The following is an 18,521-nucleotide window of genomic DNA, read 5'->3' on the forward strand; positions in this document are numbered from 1 at the left end:
GGCCTCGCAGCACCGCTGAGAGCACCGCCCGAACCCCGACTTCCCAAAGGGTCTGAACGAGAACATGGCCGTTGATGTGACGCAGGTCGCCACCGTCGACACCGAGCCCGGCACGCTGCCGGAGCGCATGACCGCATGGGTCATCCGCCCCGAGCGCGAAGGCGAGCCGGTCGACGCGTTCCAGCTTGAAGACATCGAGGTACCGGAGCCCGCCGCCTTCGAGGTCATCGTCCGCGTCATGGCCGCCGGCGTCAACTACAACAATGTCTGGGCGGCGCTCGGCAAGCCGATCTCGGTCATGAAGTACGGCGACCACCCGGAGTACGGCCACCACATCGGCGGCTCGGACGCCTCCGGCGTCGTCTGGAAGGTCGGCCCCGGCGTCACGCGCTGGAAGGTCGGCGACGAGGTCGTCATCCACTGCAACCAGGCCTCCTACGAGGACCCGGAGGTCCACGGCCTGGACCCGATGGCCGCGCCGTCGCAGCGCATCTGGGGCTATGAGACCACGTGGGGCTCCTTCGCCCAGTTCACGAAGGTCCAGGCCCAGCAGCTGCTGCCCAAGCCGCAGAACCTCACGTGGGAGGAGGCCGCCTCCTACGGCCTGACCTACTTCACCGCGTGGCGCATGCTGATGACGCGCTGCAACCTGCAGGCCGGCCAGAAGGTCCTGATCTGGGGCGCCGCCGGCGGCCTGGGCGTCTTCGCCGTGCAGATCTGCAAGGCCGCGGGCGCGGAGTGCGTCGGCGTCGTCAACTCCGACGAGAAGGGCAAGCTCGTCATGGAGCTCGGCGCGTCGGGCTACATCAACCGCAATGACTACGCAGGGATGATGCGCAAGGGCGGCGAGACGCCCGAGGAGGAGAAGGCGCGCTTCAAGGAGTCGCGCCGGTTCGGCAACGCCGTCTCGGAGATCCTCGGCGCCGCGCCCGACATCGTCTTCGAGCACGTCGGCGCCGCGACGTTCCCGACCTCGGTCCTGACCGTCAAGCCGTTCGGCAAGGTCGTGATCTGCGCGGGCACGACGGGCTTCAACCTCGACTTCGACGTCCGCTACCTGTGGATGAAGCAGAAGGAGATCATCGGCTCGCACTTCGCCAACGCGTACGAGTGCCTGAAGGCCAATGAGCTGATCGAGTCGGGCGCCATCCGACCGGTGCTGTGGCGTACCCTGGGGTTCGATGGCGTCGCCGAGGCCCACCAGCTGATGAAGGACAACAAGCACGCGGGCAAGATCTCCATCTTGGTCGGCGCCGAGAAGGAGGGCCTGGGCAAGACCGCCGAGGGCCCCGGAGCGATCTACGCGGAGGTGGGCTAAGCCCATGGCAGGTGTGGTGCACGTCCCCTTCTACGCCACGTTGTTCAGGGGAGACAAGCTGGAGGCGGCGGTGGCGGAGCTCGCCCCGATCGCGCTGCGCTACGGCGCCACGGCGTACGCGGTCCATCGCAACCGCGACGACGCGTACAAGATCCTCATGATGGTCCAGTTCGAGTCCAAGTCGGACTGGGAGCGCTTCTGGAACGGCCCTGAGGTGATCCGCTTCCGCGCGATCAACCAGTCGCTCTACCAGGTGCCGCAGCTCTACTCCTGGGCCGACATCTCGGCCGAGGGCCGCGCCGGCACCGGGAACGGTGGCAACGGCGGCTCGCACGCCCCGGCCCCGGCGCCCGCGCCGTCGGCCGCCCCGGTCGCCTAGCAGCACCGCGCTTTTCGGGCCTGGGTTGAGACGGCCGTCTCAACCCAGGATCCACCCGAAGATCAACCCTGGCGCTGGAAGGCTAGGTCGCTGCGGGCGACTTGTCGATGTCCAAGCGCAGCTTGGCGATCGACTGTCGGATGATCCGCGACACCTGCATCTGCGAGACGCCGATGCGGTCGGAGATCTCGGTCTGCGTCAGGTCCTCGGCGAAGCGCAGCCGCAGGACCTCGCGGTCGCGGTCTGACAGCACGCCCATCGCCTCGTCGAGCAGCACGCGCATCTCCGCGCGCTCCAGCTCAACGTCGCGGCCGCCGATCGAGTCGGCGAGCGTCATGTCCTCGCCCGTCGGCTCGTCCAGCGAGCGCGTGCGGCGCGCGCCGACCGACTGGATCGTCGCCAGGACCTCCTCGAACGGCGCGTCGATCGCGTCGGCCAGCTCCTGTACGGTCGGCGAGCGGCCGAGCGCGCCGGTCAGCTCGTCGCGCTTCTTGGCGACCTCCAGCTGGAGCTCCTGCAAACCGCGCGGGACGCGCATCGCCCACGTGCGGTCGCGGAAGTGGCGCTTGATCTCGCCGAGCACCGTCGGCGTCGCGTAGGAGCTGAAGCGGACCTCGCGCGTCAGGTCGAAGCCCTCGATGGCCTTCATGATCCCGACGCACGCGACCTGGAGCAGATCGTCCATCGGCTCGCCGCGGCCCGCGTAGCGCCCGGCGAGCGCACGGGCGAGCGGCAGCATCTCCTCGGCGAGCTGATCGCGTGCACGGATGTCGCCGCCGTGGTGGTACCGGCGCAGCAGCTCCTGCTCGCGCGCCGCGCGAGCGGCCGTCTCGATCTGCCCCCCTGGCTCGGCCATCCCCAAAACAGGGTATAGGGCGAGCGGTCAGGAAGTTGACGATGGGCGCCGATCCTGGCGCCAGTGAGCGCTACTCAGCGGATGTTCGAGCGCCGCGACGAGGGCACTAGCCCTGCTCAAGCGGGGCCATCGTGAGGCCCGCGTCCCGCAACTGGCTCCAGTAGTGCTCGGCCAGCTCCTTGTGGCCGGACCAGACGACCGCCAGCCCGGAGGCGTGGATGCGGTCGGCGATCGCGAAGCCCTTGTTGACGTCCACACCCGGGATGAACCGCGCCAGCGTCGTGGCGACGTGGTCGAAGGTGTTGTGGTCGTCGTTGCGGACGATGACCCGCCAGGCGCCGCCTAGGGCGCCGTCGGGACCTGCGGTTCTCGGTAGCTCGATGGTCTGGCTCATGTCGACGCGGCAGTATCGCGCTTTTTCCAATAACGAGCCAGTCCGCCGTACAGCGTGTCCGGCGGCATCGCCTTCAAATAGCCCTGCTCCTGGTCGGATCCGGCCAGTGCGGCGCGGATCTCGGCCTCGAATCCGGCCTCGTCGGTCCGCCGGGCGACCTGCGCCCAGCGATCGAGCTCCTCGTGGAGCTGTTGCAGGTGCTGGGGCACGTCGTCGGAGAACGTGCCGAAGTGCGTGACGGCCAGCGCCGCAGGCTCCCACGCGGCGATCCGGTCGATCGACGCGTGCCAGGCCTCGACGTCGATGTCTGGCGGCGGCGTCGGCGGCAGGATCGGGCCATCGCCGATGCGCACGCCCGCGACGTCGCCGCTGAACACGATGTTCGTGTCGCGATGGCGATAGGCAGCGTGGTGGACCGCGTGACCGGGCGTGTACGCCCACTCGAACGGCCCGGCGTCGCCGCCATCGCCCGCCAGGATCCGCACGTTGGCCTCCGGCACCGGCACGATCCGGCCCCACAGCCGCTCCATCGCATCGCCGTAGATGCGGCTCGCAGACGCCACCAGCCGCGACGGATCGATCACGTGCTTGGCGCCGTTCTCGTGCACCCACACCTCGAGATCCGGCCACTTCTCGACCAGCGCGCCCACCCCACCGGCGTGATCCAGGTGGATGTGCGTGAGCAGCACCGCCTCCGGCCGCCCATCCCCGAGCGCCTCCAACAGCGTCCCCACCGAGCTATCCGGCCCCGGATCGACCAGGTACCCATCGATCACATGGGTGCAGACAGCCTGCTCGGCGCCTTGGAAGTGGACGTCGATCTCGCGGTGGGGCACCTCCCCCACGCTATCCGTCGGGGCAGGATGGGCGCCGCCGGTAGCCCACTTGGGTGCATCCGCAAGTACGATTCGGCGCATGGACCACCGTCTGCCGGAGCGCGATCGACCCTGGATGATGCGGACCTACGCGGGGCACTCGACCGCGAAGGCGTCCAACGAGCTGTACCGCGCGAACCTGGCGAAGGGTCAGACGGGGCTGTCGATCGCCTTCGACCTGCCCACGCAGACGGGCTACGACCCCGACCACGAGCTCGCCAAGGGCGAGGTCGGCAAGGTCGGCGTGCCGGTCGCGCACAAGGGCGACATGCACCAGCTGCTGGACGGCATCCCGCTCGACGCGATGAACACGTCGATGACGATCAACGCGACGGCGGCGTGGCTGCTGGCGCTCTACATCGGCACGGCGGAGGAGAACGGCGTCGATGCCAAGGCGCTCCAGGGCACCACGCAGAACGACATCATCAAGGAGTTCCTGGCGCGCGGGACCTACGCGTTCCCGCCCGGTCCCTCGATGCGGCTGATCGCCGACATGGTGGCCTACACGGTCACCGAGGTCCCGAAGTGGAACCCCATCAACATCTGCTCCTACCACCTGCAGGAGGCGGGCGCGACGCCGGTGCAGGAGATCGCCTACGCGATGTCCAACGCGATCGCCGTGCTGGACGCGGTCCGCGAGCGCGTGCCGGAGGACCAGATGGGCAAGGTCTTCCAGCGCATCTCGTTCTTCGTCAACGCCGGCGTCCGGTTCATCGAGGAGCACGCCAAGCTGCGCGCGATGTCCGTGCTCTGGGAGGAGCTCGGCCGCGAGCGCTACGGCGTCACCGACGAGAAGCAGCTGCGCTTCCGCTACGGCGTGCAGGTCAACTCGCTCGGGCTCACCGAGTCCCAGCCGGAGAACAACGTCCAGCGGATCGTTCTTGAAGCGCTTGCCGTCACGATGGGCCGCAACGCCCGCGCCCGCGCGGTGCAGCTCCCGGCGTGGAACGAGGCGCTCGGCCTGCCGCGCCCGTGGGACCAGCAGTGGTCGCTGCGCATCCAGCAGGTGATGGCCTTTGAGACCGACATGTTGGAGTACCCCGACATCTTCGAGGGCTCGGTCGTCATGGAGGGCCTGGTCGGCGAGTTGCTGGAAGGCGCGCGGGCCGAGATGGCGGTCGTCGACGAGCACGGCGGCGCCGTCAAGGCGGTGGACTACATGAAGTCCTCGCTGGTCGACTCCCACCGCGAGCGCATCCGCCGCATCGAAAGCGGCGAGCAGATCGTCGTCGGCCTCAACAAGTACACCGAGTCGAACCCCTCGCCGCTGATCGACGAGGAGGGCGGGATCATGACCGTCGACCCCGAGGTCGAGGCGATGCAGCGCCAGGCCGTCAAGGAGTGGCGCGAGGCGCGCGACAACGACGCCGCCGAGAGCGCGCTGGCCGAGCTGCGCCGGGTCGCGGCCAGCGACGAGAACATCATGCCCGCGACGATCGCCGCTGCGAAGGCCGGCGTGACGACCGGCGAGTGGGCCGCGGCGCTGCGCGAGTCCTTCGGCGAGTTCCGCGCGCCGACGGGCGTCGGCGAGGCCGCGGCGGGCTCGCATGACGAGGCCGACCTGGCCGAGCTGCGCGAGGAGGTCGAGCGCGTGGCCGACGCGATCGGGCGCCGCCCGAAGATCCTGGTCGGCAAGCCGGGCCTTGACGGCCACTCCAACGGCGCCGAGCAGATCGCGGTCCGCGCGCGCGACATCGGGTTCGACGTCGTCTACGAGGGCATCCGGCTGACGCCGTCGCAGATCGCGGCCAGCGCCGAGCAGGAAGGCGTCCATGTCATTGGGTTGAGCATCCTGTCCGGCTCGCACCGCGAGCTGATCCCGGACGTGGTCAACGCGCTGCGCGAGCGCGGCGTCGACGCGCCGGTGGTCGTCGGCGGGATCATCCCGACGGCCGACGTGCAGCCGCTGAAGGACGCGGGCGTCGCCGCGGTCTACACGCCCAAGGACTTCGACCTGGGGCAGATCATGCGCGACATCGTGGCCTTGGTCGCAGAGAAGCACGCGGCTGCGGCAACCGAGGCCTAGGGGTTGGCCGCGCCTGACGGCGAGGCACTCGGCGCGCGGCTGCGCGATGGCGACCTGAGCGCCGCGCCCGCGGTGCTCAACCTGGTGGAGTCACGCGCGGCCGCCGATCGCGCGGCGGTCGCCGAGTTGTTGAAGGCCGTGGCGCCGGCGGCGCTGGGGCGCGAGGCGCCCGGGCATGTCGTAGGCGTTACAGGCCCGCCGGGCGCGGGCAAGTCCTCGTTGTTGAGCGAGCTGTGCCGGGCGTGGCGCGCTGATGGGCGCAGCGTCGCGGTCCTGGCGGTCGATCCGTCGTCGAAGCGCTCCGGCGGCTCGCTGCTCGGCGACCGCGCGCGGATCGCCTTCGACCCCGACGACCGCGGGCTGTTCATCCGCTCCACGGCGGCCGGCGACCGACTTGGTGGCCTTGCTCCCGCGACGCGCGCGGCGGCCCAGGCGCTGGCGGCGGCGTTCGACGTGGTGGTCATCGAGACCGTCGGCGTCGGGCAGTCGGAGACCGAGGTCGGCGAGGTGGCCGATACCGTGGCCGTCATCGTGCAACCCGGTTCCGGCGACGTGCTGCAGTTCCTGAAGTCGGGGATCATGGAGATCCCCGACGTGCTGGTCGTGACCAAGGCCGACCTCGGCGACATCGCGATGCGCGCGCGGCGGGACCTCTCGGCGGCGCTGCGCAGCGCTGGATCCCGCGACACGAAGGTTGTCGCGGTGTCGAGCGTCTCGCCGGTGTCGGGGATCGACCAGCTCGTCGCCGCGCTGGACGAGCACCGAGAGCGCCTCGACCTCCCCGCCCGCCGCACCGCGGCCCGCCGCGCCGGCGCGCTGGCCGACTTCCTCGTCGAGCACGGCGAGCGCGGCCTGCGCGCCGTCGGCGGCCGCCGCTCCGCGACCAAGCTCCTCGCCGCCACCGACCCCGCCGCCGACGAGCCCTCGCTCGTCGCCACCCTGGAGTCCCACCTGTGACCCGCGACCTCCTCACCCTCCTCGGCGCCTTCGCGCTCGCCACCGCAGCCGCCGCCGCCCTCGGCGCCACCAACTTCGGCACCGCGCTGACCTTCGGCCAGATCGCCTTCGCGGGCGCGCTCGTCTGGGTACTCGTCAAGCGACCCTGAGATGCGCCGCCGGGCGGTCCTCCTCGTCGCGTTGCTGGTCGCCGGGTGCGGCGGAGGCGGTGCGACGAAGACGACGACCACCGCCACGACCCCAGCCCTGCGCGCCGCGAGCGACTGCGGAGCGCCGAGCGGTTTTCGCTGCGTCGCGTTCACGGTGCCCTTGCATCGTCGCGGGCCGCAGCGTGGCGACGGCAAGACGCTGACGCTGCGCGCCGCGGTGCAGGACGTCCCGGCCGCGCCGAAGGGCGACCTGCTGTTTCTGGCCGGCGGGCCCGGGCAGGCGGGGATCCCGTTTGCCGCGCGGCTGGCGTCGCGGCTGAGGAACTCCATCGCTGGCTACCGGCTCGTGATCGTCGATCAGCGCGGGACGGGTGCGAACGCGCTGCGGTGCGAGGCGTTGCAGCGGGAGGCCGGGACGTCGGACATCGCGGTGCCGTCAGAGCGCGCGGTGCGCGAGTGCGGGGAGACGCTCGGCGCGGCGCGGGATGCGTACGCCACCGCCGACACGGTCGCGGACCTCGAGCTGCTGCGGCGAGCGCTGGGGCGGCGAAGCTGGGTCGTCGGCGGGATCTCCTACGGGACGTTCGTGGCGGAGCGGCTGGCGCTCGCGCATCCGGCGACGGTGAGCAAGTTGGTGCTCGACAGCGTCGTCCCTCAGGCCGGCGCGGAGCTCTTGCTGCGCGATCCGCAGCGGGCGGTCGGGCGGGTGCTGCACGACGTCTGCGGTGCGCGCTGCGTCAGCGACCTCCGCGCGCTGCTGCGCCGCGACGGGCCGCTCGGCCCGCGGGTGCTGGACGCGCTCGTCGCGCGGTCGATCGGCGTGCCGCGGCTGGACGGGGTCGGCGCGGTGCTGCGCGCCGCGGTCACCACCGACCGGCGGCCGCTTGAAGCGTTCCTGCGCATCGACGACGCCGCGCCGCCAGCGCTCTTCTCCTCCGGCCTTCACGCCGCCACGCTCTGCGCCGACTCCCCCGCGCCGTGGTCTGACGGCTCCGGCGCGACGACCGCGGTCCGCAACTCCGCCGCCGACGCCCAGCAAGCGCGGATGGGCCCGCGCGCGACCGACCCGTTCCCGGTCTCGACGGCGGTCGACCAAGGCCTGTTCGTCACCTGCCGCGCGTGGCCGCGCACGGCCGCTCCGCCGTCGCCGGACCCGCTCGCCCGGATCGCCGCACCCGCGCTGCTGCTCGCCGGCGACCGGGATCTCTCGACGCCGCTGGAATGGGCTCGCGGGCAAGCGGCGCTGATGCCACACGCGCACCTGGTCACCGTCGCGGGCGCCGGCCACTCGGTCCTCTCCCGCGAACGCGGGCGCACCGGACGGGATGCGCTGCGCGACTTCCTCGCATAGGTTGCTGCCATGTCCGCCGCCGCCGCCCGCCGCGCAATCTTCGTCGCGCCCTTCGACGAGCTAGCCGACCCGCGACTGCTCGCCGAGCTGGCGCGCGACGCCGAAGCGGCCGGGTTCGACGGGTTCTTCCTGTGGGACCACATCACCTACAACCAGCCCGCCAGCGCCGTGCTCGACCCGTGGATCTGCATGGCGGCGATCGCCATCGCGACCGAGCGGATCATCACGGGGCCTTTGGTCACGCCGATCGCACGGCGGCGTCCGCACAAGCTCGCCAAGGAGACGGTCACGCTCGACCTGCTGGCCGGCGGACGGACCGTCTTCGGCATCGGCCTGGGCTCCGACCGCCACGGCGAGCTGTCGCCGTTCGGCGAGGAGACCGAGCCGCGCGAGCTCGCCAAGCTGCTCGACGACGGCCTCGCCAAGCTCCTCGACTACTGGTCGGGCGAGCTCTTGCCGCCGCCGGTCCAGCAGCCCCGGATCCCGATCTGGGCGGCTGCCCGGTGGCCCGCGCGCAAGCCCGTGCGCCGTGCCGCGCGCCTCGACGGCCTCTTCCCCATCGAGCTCCCGGACCCCGAGGCGCTCGCCACGCTCCGCGACGAGATCGCCCAGCAGCGCGACGAGGAGGGCCTGACCGGCCCGTACGACCTCGTCGTCACCAACGAGCCCGGGACCGACCACGCGCCGTGGGCGGAGGCCGGCGCCACCTGGTGCCTGACCGGCTTCAGCGCGCAGCCGCGGCTCGCCGACGTGCGCGCGGCGATTTCGGCCGGCCCGAACGGGTAGCGCTCCTGGTGTGAGCCGCATCGTCGTCGGCACGTCGAGTTGGGCGGACCCGGGCTTCGTCGAAGCCTGGTACCCCGACGACCTGCCCGAGCGCGAGCGGCTGCCGTGGTACGCGGAGCACTTCGAGGCGGTCGAGGTCAACAGCACGTTCTACGCGGTGCCGTCGGTCGCGACCGTGCGGCGCTGGGCTGCCGTGACACCCAAGTCCTTCACCTTCGACGTCAAGTTGCATCAGTCGCTCTCGCGCCACAGCGCCGACGTGTCGCACTTGCCCAAGGACCTGCGCGACGCGGTCGACACGACGCCGCGCGGCCGGGTGCGACCGTCGGAGGACCTCGATCGCGAGCTGGCCAAGCGCTACAAGAAGGCGATGAAGCCGCTGATCGACGCGGACAAGTTGTCGTCCTTCCTTTTGCAGCTCACCCCGTCGTTCAAGCCACCGTCCCACAGCCTCGACGAGTTGGACACCTTGATGGCCGCGCTGGCGCCGCACCCGGTCGCGGTCGAGCTGCGCCACCGCGCGTGGCTGGGCGACGACCTTCGCGAGGAGACGCTGGAGTGGTTCGCCGACCACGGCGCCGCGTTCGTCGCCGTCGACGCGCCGCAGGGCAAGCCGCCGACGATGCTGCAGCCGCTCGACGTCGTCACCCGCGACGACCTCGCCTACCTGCGCGCTCATGGCCGCAACGCGCGCGGGTGGGTCAAGGGCCGCAGCGTCGCCGAGCGGTTCGACTACAAGTACGACGACGCCGAGCTGGAGGAGCTTCAGGGCCGCGCGGAGCGTCTCGCCGAGGAGGCCGATACGGTCCGCGTGATGTTCAACAACAACCACAAGGACTACGCGCCGCTCGCCGCTCAGCGCCTGCGCGAGCTGCTGGGCCAGGAGGCCGCGGCGCGGTGAGCGCGAGCGCGAAGGCGCGCCTCGAGGCGCTCGCGAACGAGATCCGCGCGCACAAGGGCGCGGGGTGCGGCTTTGAGGTCTGCGAGACGTGCACGCAGCTCGTGCCGGGCGTCGGGCCGGCAAGCGCGTCGATCGTGATCGTCGGCGAGGCGCCGGGCGCCAAGGAGGACGCGGCCGGAGTCCCGTTCGTCGGCGCAGCGGGCAAGTTCCTGGACTCGCTGCTCGCCGAGGCGGAGATCGCGCGCGACCAGGTCTTCATCACCAACGTGGTCAAGGCGCGGCCGCCGAAGAACCGCGACCCCACGCGCGACGAGGTCGCCCACCACTGGCCGTGGCTGGAAGCGCAGGTCGAGATCATCAAGCCGCAGCTGCTGGTGCCGCTCGGGCGCCACGCGCTGGCGCGTTTTGCCCCAGACGCGAAGATCGCCGAGGTCCACGGGAGCGTCCTGGAGGTCGACGGACGCCGCCTGTTCCCGCTCTACCACCCGGCCGCGGCGCTCTACAACGGCGGCCTGCGCGCCACGTTGGTGGAGGACGCGCGTGCGCTCGGCCGTGAGTTGTCGTAGAACTCCGGGTCGATGACCACCACCGCACGCGCCCTGCAAGCCCCGTCCGCGAAGGCTCCGCTGGAGCCGACGACGATCGAGCGGCGAGCGCTCGGGGAGACCGACGTCGCGATCGACGTGAAGTTCTGCGGCATCTGCCACAGCGACATCCACCAGGTCGACGCCGACTGGGGCCGCAAGATCTTCCCGATGGTGCCGGGCCACGAGATCACCGGCGTCGTGACGGCGGTCGGCGCTGGCGTGACGCGCCACGCCGAGGGCGATCGCGTCGGCGTCGGGTGCTTCGTGGACTCGTGCGGCGAGTGCGAGTGGTGCGTGGCGGGCGAGGAGCACTTCTGCGCCAAGGGCGTGGTCGCGACCTACAACGGCAAGGGCTACGACGGCGAGCCAACGCTGGGCGGCTACTCGACGCACATCGTCGTCGACGAGCGCTTCGTGCTGCGGATCCCGGACGGGCTGGAGCTCGACGTCGCGGCGCCGCTGCTGTGCGCGGGCATCACGATGTACAACCCGCTCAAGCGCTGGGGTGCAGGACCGGGCAAGCAGGTCGCGATCGTCGGCATGGGCGGCCTGGGCCACGTCGGCGTCCAGCTCGCGGCGGCGATGGGCGCCGAGGTGACGGTGCTGTCGCAGACCTTGTCCAAGGAGGCCGACGGGCGGAAGTTCGGGGCGTCCGCCTACTACGCGACCGCCGACGGGAGCGCGTTCAAGGAGCTGCGTGGGCGTTTCGACCTGATCGTCAACACGGTCAGCGCGAACCTGCCGCTCGATGCCTACATCTCGACGCTGAAGCCGCGCGGCGCGCTGGTCAGCGTCGGTCTGCCGACGGAGCCAGACACCTTCCACGCAGGGTCGCTGATCGGGCGCGACAAGATCTTGTCGGGGTCGAACGTCGGCGGTCTGCCGCTGCACCAGGAGATGCTCGACTTCTGCGCCGAGCACGGCGTGGCGGCGGCGATCGAGCTGATCGGCGCGGATGGGGTGAACGAGGCGTACCCGCGCGTCGTGTCAAGCGATGTGCGGTATCGGTTCGTGATTGACGTGGGGTCGTTGGGCTAGCTATTGGCGCTCAGCGCGTCGCGTTGGTCGTGCTGCGGGGCGTGGTCTGTCGGCACCGAAGGGCGTGAGGCTGTTGTGGCGTGGCGACCGCTTGGGGTGTGGATCGTCGCTGGGGGCGATTCCGGCGGCGGGGATTTAACTGCGCATCAAGACATCAGACTCGGCCTCCAGGGTTGTCCCTCGGCCGCCGGGGTTCGAGGGATCAGGGGTTCGGAGATCCGGGTCGCTGCAACCGGAATATGTCCGGCTCAAGCGACCCGCACCTCGAAATCGGGATCCGGGTCGTTTTATGGTCGATATACGACGCTAACTCGACCCGGACCCCCAAACGCGCGCCCTTCGGGCCCGAACCCTCAAACCCCAAGGCCAACGGACGCCCCTTGAGGCCCGGATTGATGTCTTGATGCCAAAGCCAGCCCGGCCGGCACAACCCGAGGCGACGATCCACACCCCAAGCGCCAGCCCTGCCTCAACGGCCTCACGCCCTTGATGCCAAACCCCCAACGCCCGCGCCACCGCGAACGCGCCGAGCGCCCCGAGCGCCGGCTCAGCCCTTCTTGGTCGTGGACGTCTTCGACTTCTTCTTCGTCGTCGACGTCGTCCGCGTGGTCTTCGACGTCGCCGTCTTCGTCGTCGCCGTCTTCGTCGTCGACGTCGACCCCGGCACCGCCGTCGTCCCCGGCGCCTCCGTCAACTCCCCACCCTCCGGCGCCGCCAGCGAAGCGATCCGCCACTCCCCGTCTTCCTTCACCAGCTGCAGCGCATCGTCGGACGCCTCCTGCCCGGCCGCCGTCGTGTGGATCGACACCAGCGCGCGGGCGCCCGCCAGCGACACGTCCGTGATCTGCAAGGTGGGGTTCTTGACGTCGCCGAGGCCCTTCTCGATGGCGGTCTCGCAGGGCAGGCCGACGTCCACGATCTTCGTGACGAGCGCCTTGGAGAGCAGGTCGTCGCAGATCGTCTGCCAGTCGTGGGTGCGGGTCGCGACGCCGAACTTGGCGACGGTCGCGCGGACCTCGGTGGTCGCGTCGGGGCCACCGCCGTCTTCGGTGTCGGCGCCGCAACCGGCGGCGACCAGAAGCGACGCGGAGACCAGAGCGAGCGCGGCAAGACGGGGCACGGGCGGCAGAGTAACCTGCGACCGATGGCGCGCGATCCGCTCCAAGATGGGCACGGCCGCCGGATCTCGGATCTGCGGATCTCCGTCACCGACCGCTGCAACTTCCGCTGCCAGTACTGCATGCCCGCGGAAGGCCTGCCGTGGATCGAGCGCGACGGCGTCCTGCGCTTTGAGGAGATCGCCCGCCTCACCGCGCTGATGGCCGAGATGGGCGTGAAGACCGTCCGGCTGACCGGCGGCGAGCCGCTCGTGCGCCGCGACTTCCCGACGCTCGCCTCCATGCTCACGCCGCTGGTCGACGAGGTCGCCGTGACCACCAACGGCTACCTGCTGGAGCGCGACGCCGCGGCGCTGGTCAAAGCCGGCATCGCCCGCTTCAACGTCTCCGTCGACTCCCTCCAGCGCGACCGCTTCTTCGCCCAGACCCGCCGTGACGCCCTCCCCCGCGTCCTGCGTGGCCTCGAGCACCTCGCGTCGTTCCCCGAGGCACACCCGATCAAGGTCAACGCGGTCGCGATCCGCGGCTTCACCGAGCAGGAGGTCCTCCCGTTCGCGCGCTTCGCCCGCGAGCATCCTTACGAGGTGCGGTTCATCGAGTACATGCCGCTCGACGGCGACCGCAACTGGGACATGACGCAGGTCCTCACCGGCGAGGAGATCCGCGCGGCGATCCACGCGGTCTACCCGCTCGCGCCCGCCGACCGCGCGCCTCACGCCACCGCCCGCACCCACCGCTTCGCCGACGGCCACGGCTCCATCGGCTTCATCAACCCGGTCTCCGAGCCGTTCTGCGGCGACTGCGACCGCATCCGCCTCACCGCCGATGGCCGCCTGCGTACCTGCCTGTTCAGCCTCAACGAGACCGACCTGCGCACGCCTCTGCGCGCCGGCGCCACCGACGACGACCTCGAAGCGATCATCCGCGACGCGATCTGGCGCAAGGAGCTCAAGCACCGCGTCAACGAGCCGGGCTTCGTCCAGCCCGCGCGGACGATGTCCGCAATCGGCGGCTAGGCGGCGACGAGCAGGCGGGCGTCCGCGGGCATCCACTCGCTCACCGAGAGGACCACGAACGTGCAGCCGCACTCGCAGGCGGCGAAGTCCAGCTCGACCTCGTGGCCCACGATGCGCTCCGCGAGCTCGGCGCAGTCCTCGGCGGAGCAGATGAGTTCGGCGATCAGCATGCGGTTGAGGCTCGCGACCTGCCCGGACGTCCTGCACGAGACATTGCAGTTGAAGATCGGCGACATCCGGTCGATGACCTTGGCGTGGAAGTGCTTTTGGAGCGCGACACGCCGGTCGACATCACGCTCGACGGCGGCTGGCAGATCACCGCGCGGGTCGCGGCGGTCGGGCCGGATTACGTCGACCTCGGAACGGCCGGCGGCCCCAGCCTGCAATTGCCCGAGCAGCTGCGCTGGTGCGGCGCCACGATGGCCTGGAAGACCCGCCTGGGCGCCACGCACCGCCGCGGGATCCTGGTCAACTCGCCCGAGAGCGGCGTCCTGCGGATGCACCCCGTCGGCGACCCGCTGAAGGTCCAGCGCCGCCAGTTCGTGCGCGTCCCCGCCGAGCTGAGCACCGCGGTGATCGCGCCCGACAAGCGCCTGACGACGCGCACGTTGGACGTCAGCGTCGGCGGCATGCTCGTCGCGCCCGCCGAGACGCTCGTCCTGGACGACGTCGTCCGCTTCGCCCTCGACCTCGGCAAGATCACGGTCGCCGGGGACGGGCGCGTCGTGCGCGGCACCTCCGACGGCGCCCGCGGCATCCTCTTCGACGACCTACAGGGCCGCGCCGAACGGCAGCTGAGCCACTACGTGGCGCAGCGTCAGCGCGAGCTCATCGCGGGCTCGCGCCCTTGACGAGCACGCTCGCGCGCAGGATGTCCTCTGGCGCGTTGACGTTGTAGAACGCCGTCTCTTCAAGTCCTTCGACCGCGCGCACGCCGAGCGATTCCACGATCTCGGTCACGCGCTGCGACGGGTCGAAGCGGTTCAGCCCGGCCTGCAACGCGCTCGGGAAGTACAGCGCGCACAGCGGTTGCAACCGACCGTTGACCAGCGGCGCGACGACCGACGCGCCCTCGGGATCGACCGACAGGATCGCCCGCAGCGTCGCGGCGTCGATCAACGGCAGATCCACCGGGACGACCAGCACCGGCCGCCCCACCGCCAGCCCGAGCGCATGCGCGACGCCGACCAGCGGGTGGCGCGGCTCGTCGGGCTCGATCCAGAGGTCGGCGACGCCGCTCAGCGGGGGCAGCAGCGTGTCGCGCTTGGCGACGACCACGACCTCGTCGCAGACCGAGTGCAGCGCCTCGATCGGGTAGTGGACGAGCGCTCGCCCTTCCAGCTCCACGATCGCCTTGTCCCCGCCCAGGCGCCGCCCTCGGCCACCGGCCAAGACCACCCCGACGGGAGGCGCGCCTCGCATGCGATCGGACCCTACACTGAGGACCCATGGGAGATCTGATGGGCGCCCATCCCTGGCTGCGCTGCTACCGCTGTTGGTCGCAAGATCTGGAGGTCCAGGTCCACTACGAAGGCATCCACCGGATCGACCCGATGACCGGCGAGCGCGCCGAAGTCGTGGACGAGATCCAGGAAGCCGTCGTGCAGTGCCTGGAGTGCATGCACGACCAGCCGCACCTGACCTTCGCCAACGGGCGCGTCGAAGCGGTCGAGGACCGCTGGGAGCGCATGATCGCCGGGACGCCGTGGGTCGCGTCGTGCACGGTGACCGTCGACGCCGACGACGTCGAGACCTGCAGCGGCCCCGAGGCGGGCGACGCTTTGAGCTTCGCCGCGTTCGGCGACCACGGCACGCGCGAGTTCTTCACGCACGTCCGCTTCCACAAGCACGAGGACGGCAACCGCATCGTCGTCCACCTGCTCGTCGAGCTCTACGCCCGCTCGGTCGAAGAGGCCACCGAGGTGCTCGAGGAGGCCGCCCGCGGCCACCTGACGATCACCTCGCTGGCCGAAGAGTCGCGGCCGCCGGCCGCGGCCGAAGAGCGCCACTGAGCCTCCCTCACTCAGACATCCCCTGATCGGGGGAGACCGCACCTCCAGTTCCAGGGGTTTCGTGCCGATTGACCGGGGCGAATGGAGCAGGCGCAGCGCATCTTGGTCGCTGAGGACTCCGCGTTGCTGCGGAGGATGATCGGCGACGTCCTGCGACAGCAGGGTTGGGACGTGGTCGAGGCCGGCGACGGCAACGCCGCGCTGGAGGCTGCGCGCACCCTGGATCCGTCCGTGCTGCTGATGGCGCGCGAGATGGAGGGCATGGACGGCCTCGCCGTGCTGGACGAGCTGCGCGCCGACCCGCGCACCGCCGACGTCCCGGTCGTCTTCGTCACCGGTCACACCGACGCTCGCGACCTGGCAGAGGGCCTGGAGCGCGGCGCCCACGACTACGTCCGCAAGCCGGTCGACCCGGTCGAGCTGGTTGCCCGGCTCCGCACGGCTCTGCGATTGCGCTCGTTGCACGACGAGCTCGCGCGGCGCAACGCCGAGCTGGAGAAGCTGGCGCGCACCGACGTGCTGACCGGCCTGGCCAACCGCCGTCACGCGGATGACGTGCTGCGCGCGACGATCGCCTCGGCGCGCCGGCACGACCGCACGTTGAGCGCCGTGCTGATTGACATCGACCGCTTCAAAGGCGTCAACGACGCCCACGGCCACGCGGCTGGAGACGCGGTCTTGCGCGAGGTCGCCGTGCGATTGCTGGCGGGCTTGCGCGAGGAGGACACCGCGGCGCGCTGGGGTGGCGAGGAGTTCTTGTTGCTGCTGCCCGACTCGCCGGACGCGGGCGTCGTCTGCGAGCGCCTGCGCTGCGCGATCGCCGGTCGTCCTATCGACGTCCACGGCGTGCTGCAACTCGGTGTCTCGGCGTCCTTTGGCTGGGCGGCGTGGAGCGGCGAAGAGACCGGCGAGGCGCTGGTGGCGCGGGCGGACGTGGCGCTGTACGCGGCGAAGGGTGGCGGGCGCGATCGGGTCGTGTGCGCGGAGCCAAGCGCCAGCGCTGACTCGCTGGCCGACGCGGCCTGAGCACGAGGCCTATCGGCGGCGAACCAGCCGTGCGAGGTTGAAGGCCACGCCGAGCAGGCCGAGACCGCTGAGGACCCGGCCGAGGGTCACGGGCCAGGGATGAGCGGCCGAGATCGTCACGCTCGCGGCGTTGGGGACGACGTCCGGGGCCAGCTTAAGGACGGCGTGCCCGGTGCTCTCGCGGCCGATGAAGCGCGCGCCTTGCAGATGGACGAGCTGAGGCATCGTGACGATGTTGCTCAAGACCACCTGCCCCGGCAGCGCCTTGACGGTCACGGTGGCGCGGTCACCGTCTTCGGCCGATGCCGGGAAGCGCACCACCGGCGGCTTGCCGGCGTAGGACACCATGTTGAGGTCCTTGCTGACGTAGTCCCCAGCGCTGGGCACGCCGTTCTTGGTCAGGTACGACCCAGCGGCTTTCCACTCGGGCTGCTGGCTCGGCGGCCGCTGACGCAGTTGCACGGCAGCGCCGGCGACCGAGACCATCGCCACGACGCCGAGCACGCTCACTGCCACACGACGCCGGCGTCCAGCGAGCGGCTGGACGAGCACGAGCGTCGCCACCAGCGCCCCCAGAACCGCCAGCACAATGTAGGTCTCCAGCCGGTACGCGAACTGAATGTTGTTGTAGGGCTTTGGCAACCCCCACAACAGCGAGAAGCGGGTCATCACGAGATAGACCGACACGGTGATGAGGCTGAGCAGGACGGCGAGGCGGTACCACGGCGACCGGTAGCGCCGCCGAACCGCGAGAAGACCGCCGAGGATCCACACCGCAGCCAGCAGCGGGAGGCCCAGCGCGTGATGAGGCACCGAAGGCCACGCGCTGCCGCGACCAAGCGTGAAGAGGTGCTCAGGACGGACGAACGTCATCGTCACCTCGAGCTGGCCGCGGGCGAAGCCCTGCCACGAGGCGATGACCGTGTGCGACTGGTAGGCGACGTCCGGAAGCAGGAACCAGGCGTTCACGAGGGCCGCGGGGAGGACGACGACCGCCAGGCGCAGCACCCCTGCTCGGGTCACGAGCTGACGTGCATCGGGGATGAGCAGGATCGAGAGAGCGGCAACGGCCGCAAGGAACGTCGTCGCCCACAGCAGCGTGATGTTGTGACTTCCGGTGACGAGCACGACCGCGATGGTCAGTAGCGTCGAGGGCCAGAATCGGAGCCGGTCCGCGCGCAATACCGCCAACACGCCCGCGGCCAGCAACGGGATCATCGACACGGCTACGAACTCGGCGAAGCCACCCGTCGAGTAGATGATCGCGAGCTGGTACGGAGCGGTCACGAACAACGCCGCCGGCACGTGCGCGACCCAGCCGCCCAGGCCCGCCTGCCTGGCGAGCCACCACCAGCCCCCATAGCCGCCCGCGAACGCAAGCGCGAGCACGATCACCATCGCCGCGCCGGGATCACCGACCACCAGGGTTACGCAGCCGGCCAGCGCGTAGAGCGTTCCTCCGTAAAACGCGTAGTGCGGGTTGAAGACAGCGATCGTGTCATGCGCGAACAACGACGGCATGAGGTTCGCCCGGATCGAGTGCGCCTGGTGCCAGACATACCACTGGTGCGGATACCAGTCCCAGCCGATGAACGTGCGCCCGAGCACCATGGGCCGGACGACCAGCGCGATGAGGACCGCCGCACCGACAACCTGGAGCACACCGCTACGCGACCAGGACGGAAGACGCGATGTCCATCGAGCCGGCTGAGCGGGAGCGGTCCGACTCGAC

At 70.7% G+C, this 18,521-nt stretch carries 21 protein-coding genes; 14 read left to right on the forward strand and 7 right to left on the reverse strand.

The features are described 5' to 3' along the window. Positions 1-64: 64 nt before the first annotated feature. Together ccrA and ACT01A_RS06510 are read left to right on the forward strand one after the other, a co-directional pair. Positions 65-1,318: a crotonyl-CoA carboxylase/reductase gene (ccrA, locus tag ACT01A_RS06505; RefSeq protein ID WP_445151427.1), complete on the forward strand. Its 1,254-nt coding sequence runs from the start codon at positions 65-67 to the stop codon at positions 1,316-1,318. Between the two features lie 4 nt (positions 1,319-1,322). Continuing rightward, positions 1,323-1,697, forward strand: coding sequence for a hypothetical protein (locus ACT01A_RS06510; protein ID WP_445151428.1), 375 nt, complete (start codon positions 1,323-1,325; stop codon positions 1,695-1,697). An 82-nt stretch (positions 1,698-1,779) separates the two neighbouring features. Here the strand turns inward: ACT01A_RS06510 and ACT01A_RS06515 are convergent, their stop codons facing one another. The 3 genes from ACT01A_RS06515 to ACT01A_RS06525 form a co-directional block, all read right to left on the reverse strand. Then, positions 1,780-2,553, reverse strand: coding sequence for a SigB/SigF/SigG family RNA polymerase sigma factor (locus ACT01A_RS06515; protein ID WP_445151429.1), 774 nt, complete (start codon positions 2,551-2,553; stop codon positions 1,780-1,782). 106 nt (positions 2,554-2,659) lie between these two features. Further along, positions 2,660-2,947 carry an ATP-dependent Clp protease adaptor ClpS gene (locus tag ACT01A_RS06520; RefSeq protein ID WP_445151430.1) on the reverse strand — a complete coding sequence of 96 codons (288 nt, stop codon included), beginning with the start codon at positions 2,945-2,947 and terminating at the stop codon, positions 2,660-2,662. Continuing rightward, positions 2,944-3,783 (reverse strand): MBL fold metallo-hydrolase, encoded by an 840-nt coding sequence (locus ACT01A_RS06525; RefSeq protein WP_445151431.1) that lies wholly within the window; start codon positions 3,781-3,783, stop codon positions 2,944-2,946. Before ACT01A_RS06525 ends, ACT01A_RS06520 begins: the two co-directional genes overlap by 4 nt. 79 nt (positions 3,784-3,862) lie before the next feature. On the opposite strand from ACT01A_RS06525, the gene ACT01A_RS06530 reads away from it, so the two are divergent. Genes ACT01A_RS06530 through ACT01A_RS06565 form a run of 8 tightly spaced genes read left to right on the forward strand, consistent with a single transcriptional unit; the run spans position 3,863 to position 11,617 of the window. Beyond that, positions 3,863-5,848: a methylmalonyl-CoA mutase family protein gene (locus ACT01A_RS06530; protein WP_445151432.1), complete on the forward strand. Its 1,986-nt coding sequence runs from the start codon at positions 3,863-3,865 to the stop codon at positions 5,846-5,848. Positions 5,849-5,851: 3 nt separating this feature from the next. After that, positions 5,852-6,805 (forward strand): GTP-binding protein, encoded by a 954-nt coding sequence (locus ACT01A_RS06535; protein ID WP_445151433.1) that lies wholly within the window; start codon positions 5,852-5,854, stop codon positions 6,803-6,805. Further along, the gene (locus ACT01A_RS06540) at positions 6,802-6,954 is read left to right on the forward strand and encodes a hypothetical protein (RefSeq protein ID WP_445151434.1); all 153 of its coding nucleotides are present in this window, start codon (positions 6,802-6,804) and stop codon (positions 6,952-6,954) included. Before ACT01A_RS06535 ends, ACT01A_RS06540 begins: the two co-directional genes overlap by 4 nt. A 1-nt stretch (position 6,955) precedes the next feature. Continuing rightward, positions 6,956-8,305, forward strand: coding sequence for an alpha/beta hydrolase (locus ACT01A_RS06545; RefSeq protein ID WP_445151435.1), 1,350 nt, complete (start codon positions 6,956-6,958; stop codon positions 8,303-8,305). A gap of 9 nt (positions 8,306-8,314) precedes the next feature. Next, positions 8,315-9,091, forward strand: a complete 777-nt coding sequence (locus ACT01A_RS06550) for an LLM class flavin-dependent oxidoreductase (RefSeq protein WP_445151436.1) — start codon at positions 8,315-8,317, stop codon at positions 9,089-9,091. Positions 9,092-9,101: 10 nt separating this feature from the next. After that, positions 9,102-9,992 (forward strand): DUF72 domain-containing protein, encoded by an 891-nt coding sequence (locus tag ACT01A_RS06555; protein ID WP_445151437.1) that lies wholly within the window; start codon positions 9,102-9,104, stop codon positions 9,990-9,992. Further along, positions 9,989-10,558 carry a uracil-DNA glycosylase gene (locus tag ACT01A_RS06560; protein WP_445151438.1) on the forward strand — a complete coding sequence of 190 codons (570 nt, stop codon included), beginning with the start codon at positions 9,989-9,991 and terminating at the stop codon, positions 10,556-10,558. The genes ACT01A_RS06555 and ACT01A_RS06560 overlap by 4 nt, the downstream gene beginning before the upstream one ends. Before the next feature lie 12 nt (positions 10,559-10,570). Next, entirely contained in the window at positions 10,571-11,617 is a 1,047-nt protein-coding gene (locus ACT01A_RS06565; protein ID WP_445151439.1) for an NAD(P)-dependent alcohol dehydrogenase, read from the forward strand. A 547-nt stretch (positions 11,618-12,164) separates the two neighbouring features. Here ACT01A_RS06565 and ACT01A_RS06570 read toward each other — a convergent pair. After that, positions 12,165-12,737 (reverse strand): hypothetical protein, encoded by a 573-nt coding sequence (locus ACT01A_RS06570; RefSeq protein WP_445151440.1) that lies wholly within the window; start codon positions 12,735-12,737, stop codon positions 12,165-12,167. Between the two features lie 24 nt (positions 12,738-12,761). Between ACT01A_RS06570 and moaA the strand changes: the two genes are divergently transcribed. After that, positions 12,762-13,751 carry a GTP 3',8-cyclase MoaA gene (moaA, locus tag ACT01A_RS06575; RefSeq protein WP_445151441.1) on the forward strand — a complete coding sequence of 330 codons (990 nt, stop codon included), beginning with the start codon at positions 12,762-12,764 and terminating at the stop codon, positions 13,749-13,751. Here moaA and ACT01A_RS06580 read toward each other — a convergent pair. Then, entirely contained in the window at positions 13,748-13,921 is a 174-nt protein-coding gene (locus ACT01A_RS06580; protein ID WP_445151442.1) for a hypothetical protein, read from the reverse strand. The genes moaA and ACT01A_RS06580 overlap by 4 nt on opposite strands. Positions 13,922-14,005: 84 nt before the next feature. Between ACT01A_RS06580 and ACT01A_RS06585 the strand changes: the two genes are divergently transcribed. Further along, entirely contained in the window at positions 14,006-14,602 is a 597-nt protein-coding gene (locus tag ACT01A_RS06585) for a PilZ domain-containing protein (RefSeq protein ID WP_445151443.1), read from the forward strand. On the opposite strand, the gene ACT01A_RS06590 is transcribed toward ACT01A_RS06585, so the two are convergent. Beyond that, a complete protein-coding gene (locus ACT01A_RS06590) occupies positions 14,580-15,173 on the reverse strand; it encodes a molybdenum cofactor guanylyltransferase (protein ID WP_445151444.1) in 594 nt (197 codons plus the stop codon). The genes ACT01A_RS06585 and ACT01A_RS06590 overlap by 23 nt on opposite strands. A gap of 26 nt (positions 15,174-15,199) precedes the next feature. Here ACT01A_RS06590 and ACT01A_RS06595 point away from each other — a divergent pair, with 26 nt between their 5' ends. Then, positions 15,200-15,763, forward strand: a complete 564-nt coding sequence (locus ACT01A_RS06595; protein WP_445151445.1) for a hypothetical protein — start codon at positions 15,200-15,202, stop codon at positions 15,761-15,763. Positions 15,764-15,844: 81 nt separating this feature from the next. After that, a complete protein-coding gene (locus ACT01A_RS06600) occupies positions 15,845-16,789 on the forward strand; it encodes a diguanylate cyclase (protein WP_445151446.1) in 945 nt (314 codons plus the stop codon). 9 nt (positions 16,790-16,798) lie between these two features. Here the strand turns inward: ACT01A_RS06600 and ACT01A_RS06605 are convergent, their stop codons facing one another. Further along, positions 16,799-18,451: a hypothetical protein gene (locus ACT01A_RS06605; protein ID WP_445151447.1), complete on the reverse strand. Its 1,653-nt coding sequence runs from the start codon at positions 18,449-18,451 to the stop codon at positions 16,799-16,801. Positions 18,452-18,521 lie beyond the last annotated feature (70 nt).

The organism is Baekduia sp. Peel2402, from assembly GCF_052567285.1.

Excerpts from the sequence above, each read along its gene's own strand:
- ccrA (WP_445151427.1), top strand. The coding sequence starts at position 65 with ATGGCCGTTGATGTGACGCAGGTCGCCACCGTCGACACCGAGCCCGGC.
- ACT01A_RS06510 (WP_445151428.1), top strand. The coding sequence starts at position 1,323 with ATGGCAGGTGTGGTGCACGTCCCCTTCTACGCCACGTTGTTCAGGGGA.
- ACT01A_RS06515 (WP_445151429.1), bottom strand. The coding sequence starts at position 2,553 with ATGGCCGAGCCAGGGGGGCAGATCGAGACGGCCGCTCGCGCGGCGCGC.
- ACT01A_RS06520 (WP_445151430.1), bottom strand. The coding sequence starts at position 2,947 with ATGAGCCAGACCATCGAGCTACCGAGAACCGCAGGTCCCGACGGCGCC.
- ACT01A_RS06530 (WP_445151432.1), top strand. The coding sequence starts at position 3,863 with ATGGACCACCGTCTGCCGGAGCGCGATCGACCCTGGATGATGCGGACC.
- ACT01A_RS06545 (WP_445151435.1), top strand. The coding sequence starts at position 6,956 with ATGCGCCGCCGGGCGGTCCTCCTCGTCGCGTTGCTGGTCGCCGGGTGC.
- ACT01A_RS06550 (WP_445151436.1), top strand. The coding sequence starts at position 8,315 with ATGTCCGCCGCCGCCGCCCGCCGCGCAATCTTCGTCGCGCCCTTCGAC.
- ACT01A_RS06565 (WP_445151439.1), top strand. The coding sequence starts at position 10,571 with ATGACCACCACCGCACGCGCCCTGCAAGCCCCGTCCGCGAAGGCTCCG.
- moaA (WP_445151441.1), top strand. The coding sequence starts at position 12,762 with ATGGCGCGCGATCCGCTCCAAGATGGGCACGGCCGCCGGATCTCGGAT.
- ACT01A_RS06580 (WP_445151442.1), bottom strand. The coding sequence starts at position 13,921 with ATGCTGATCGCCGAACTCATCTGCTCCGCCGAGGACTGCGCCGAGCTC.
- ACT01A_RS06590 (WP_445151444.1), bottom strand. The coding sequence starts at position 15,173 with ATGCGAGGCGCGCCTCCCGTCGGGGTGGTCTTGGCCGGTGGCCGAGGG.
- ACT01A_RS06595 (WP_445151445.1), top strand. The coding sequence starts at position 15,200 with ATGGGAGATCTGATGGGCGCCCATCCCTGGCTGCGCTGCTACCGCTGT.
- ACT01A_RS06600 (WP_445151446.1), top strand. The coding sequence starts at position 15,845 with ATGGAGCAGGCGCAGCGCATCTTGGTCGCTGAGGACTCCGCGTTGCTG.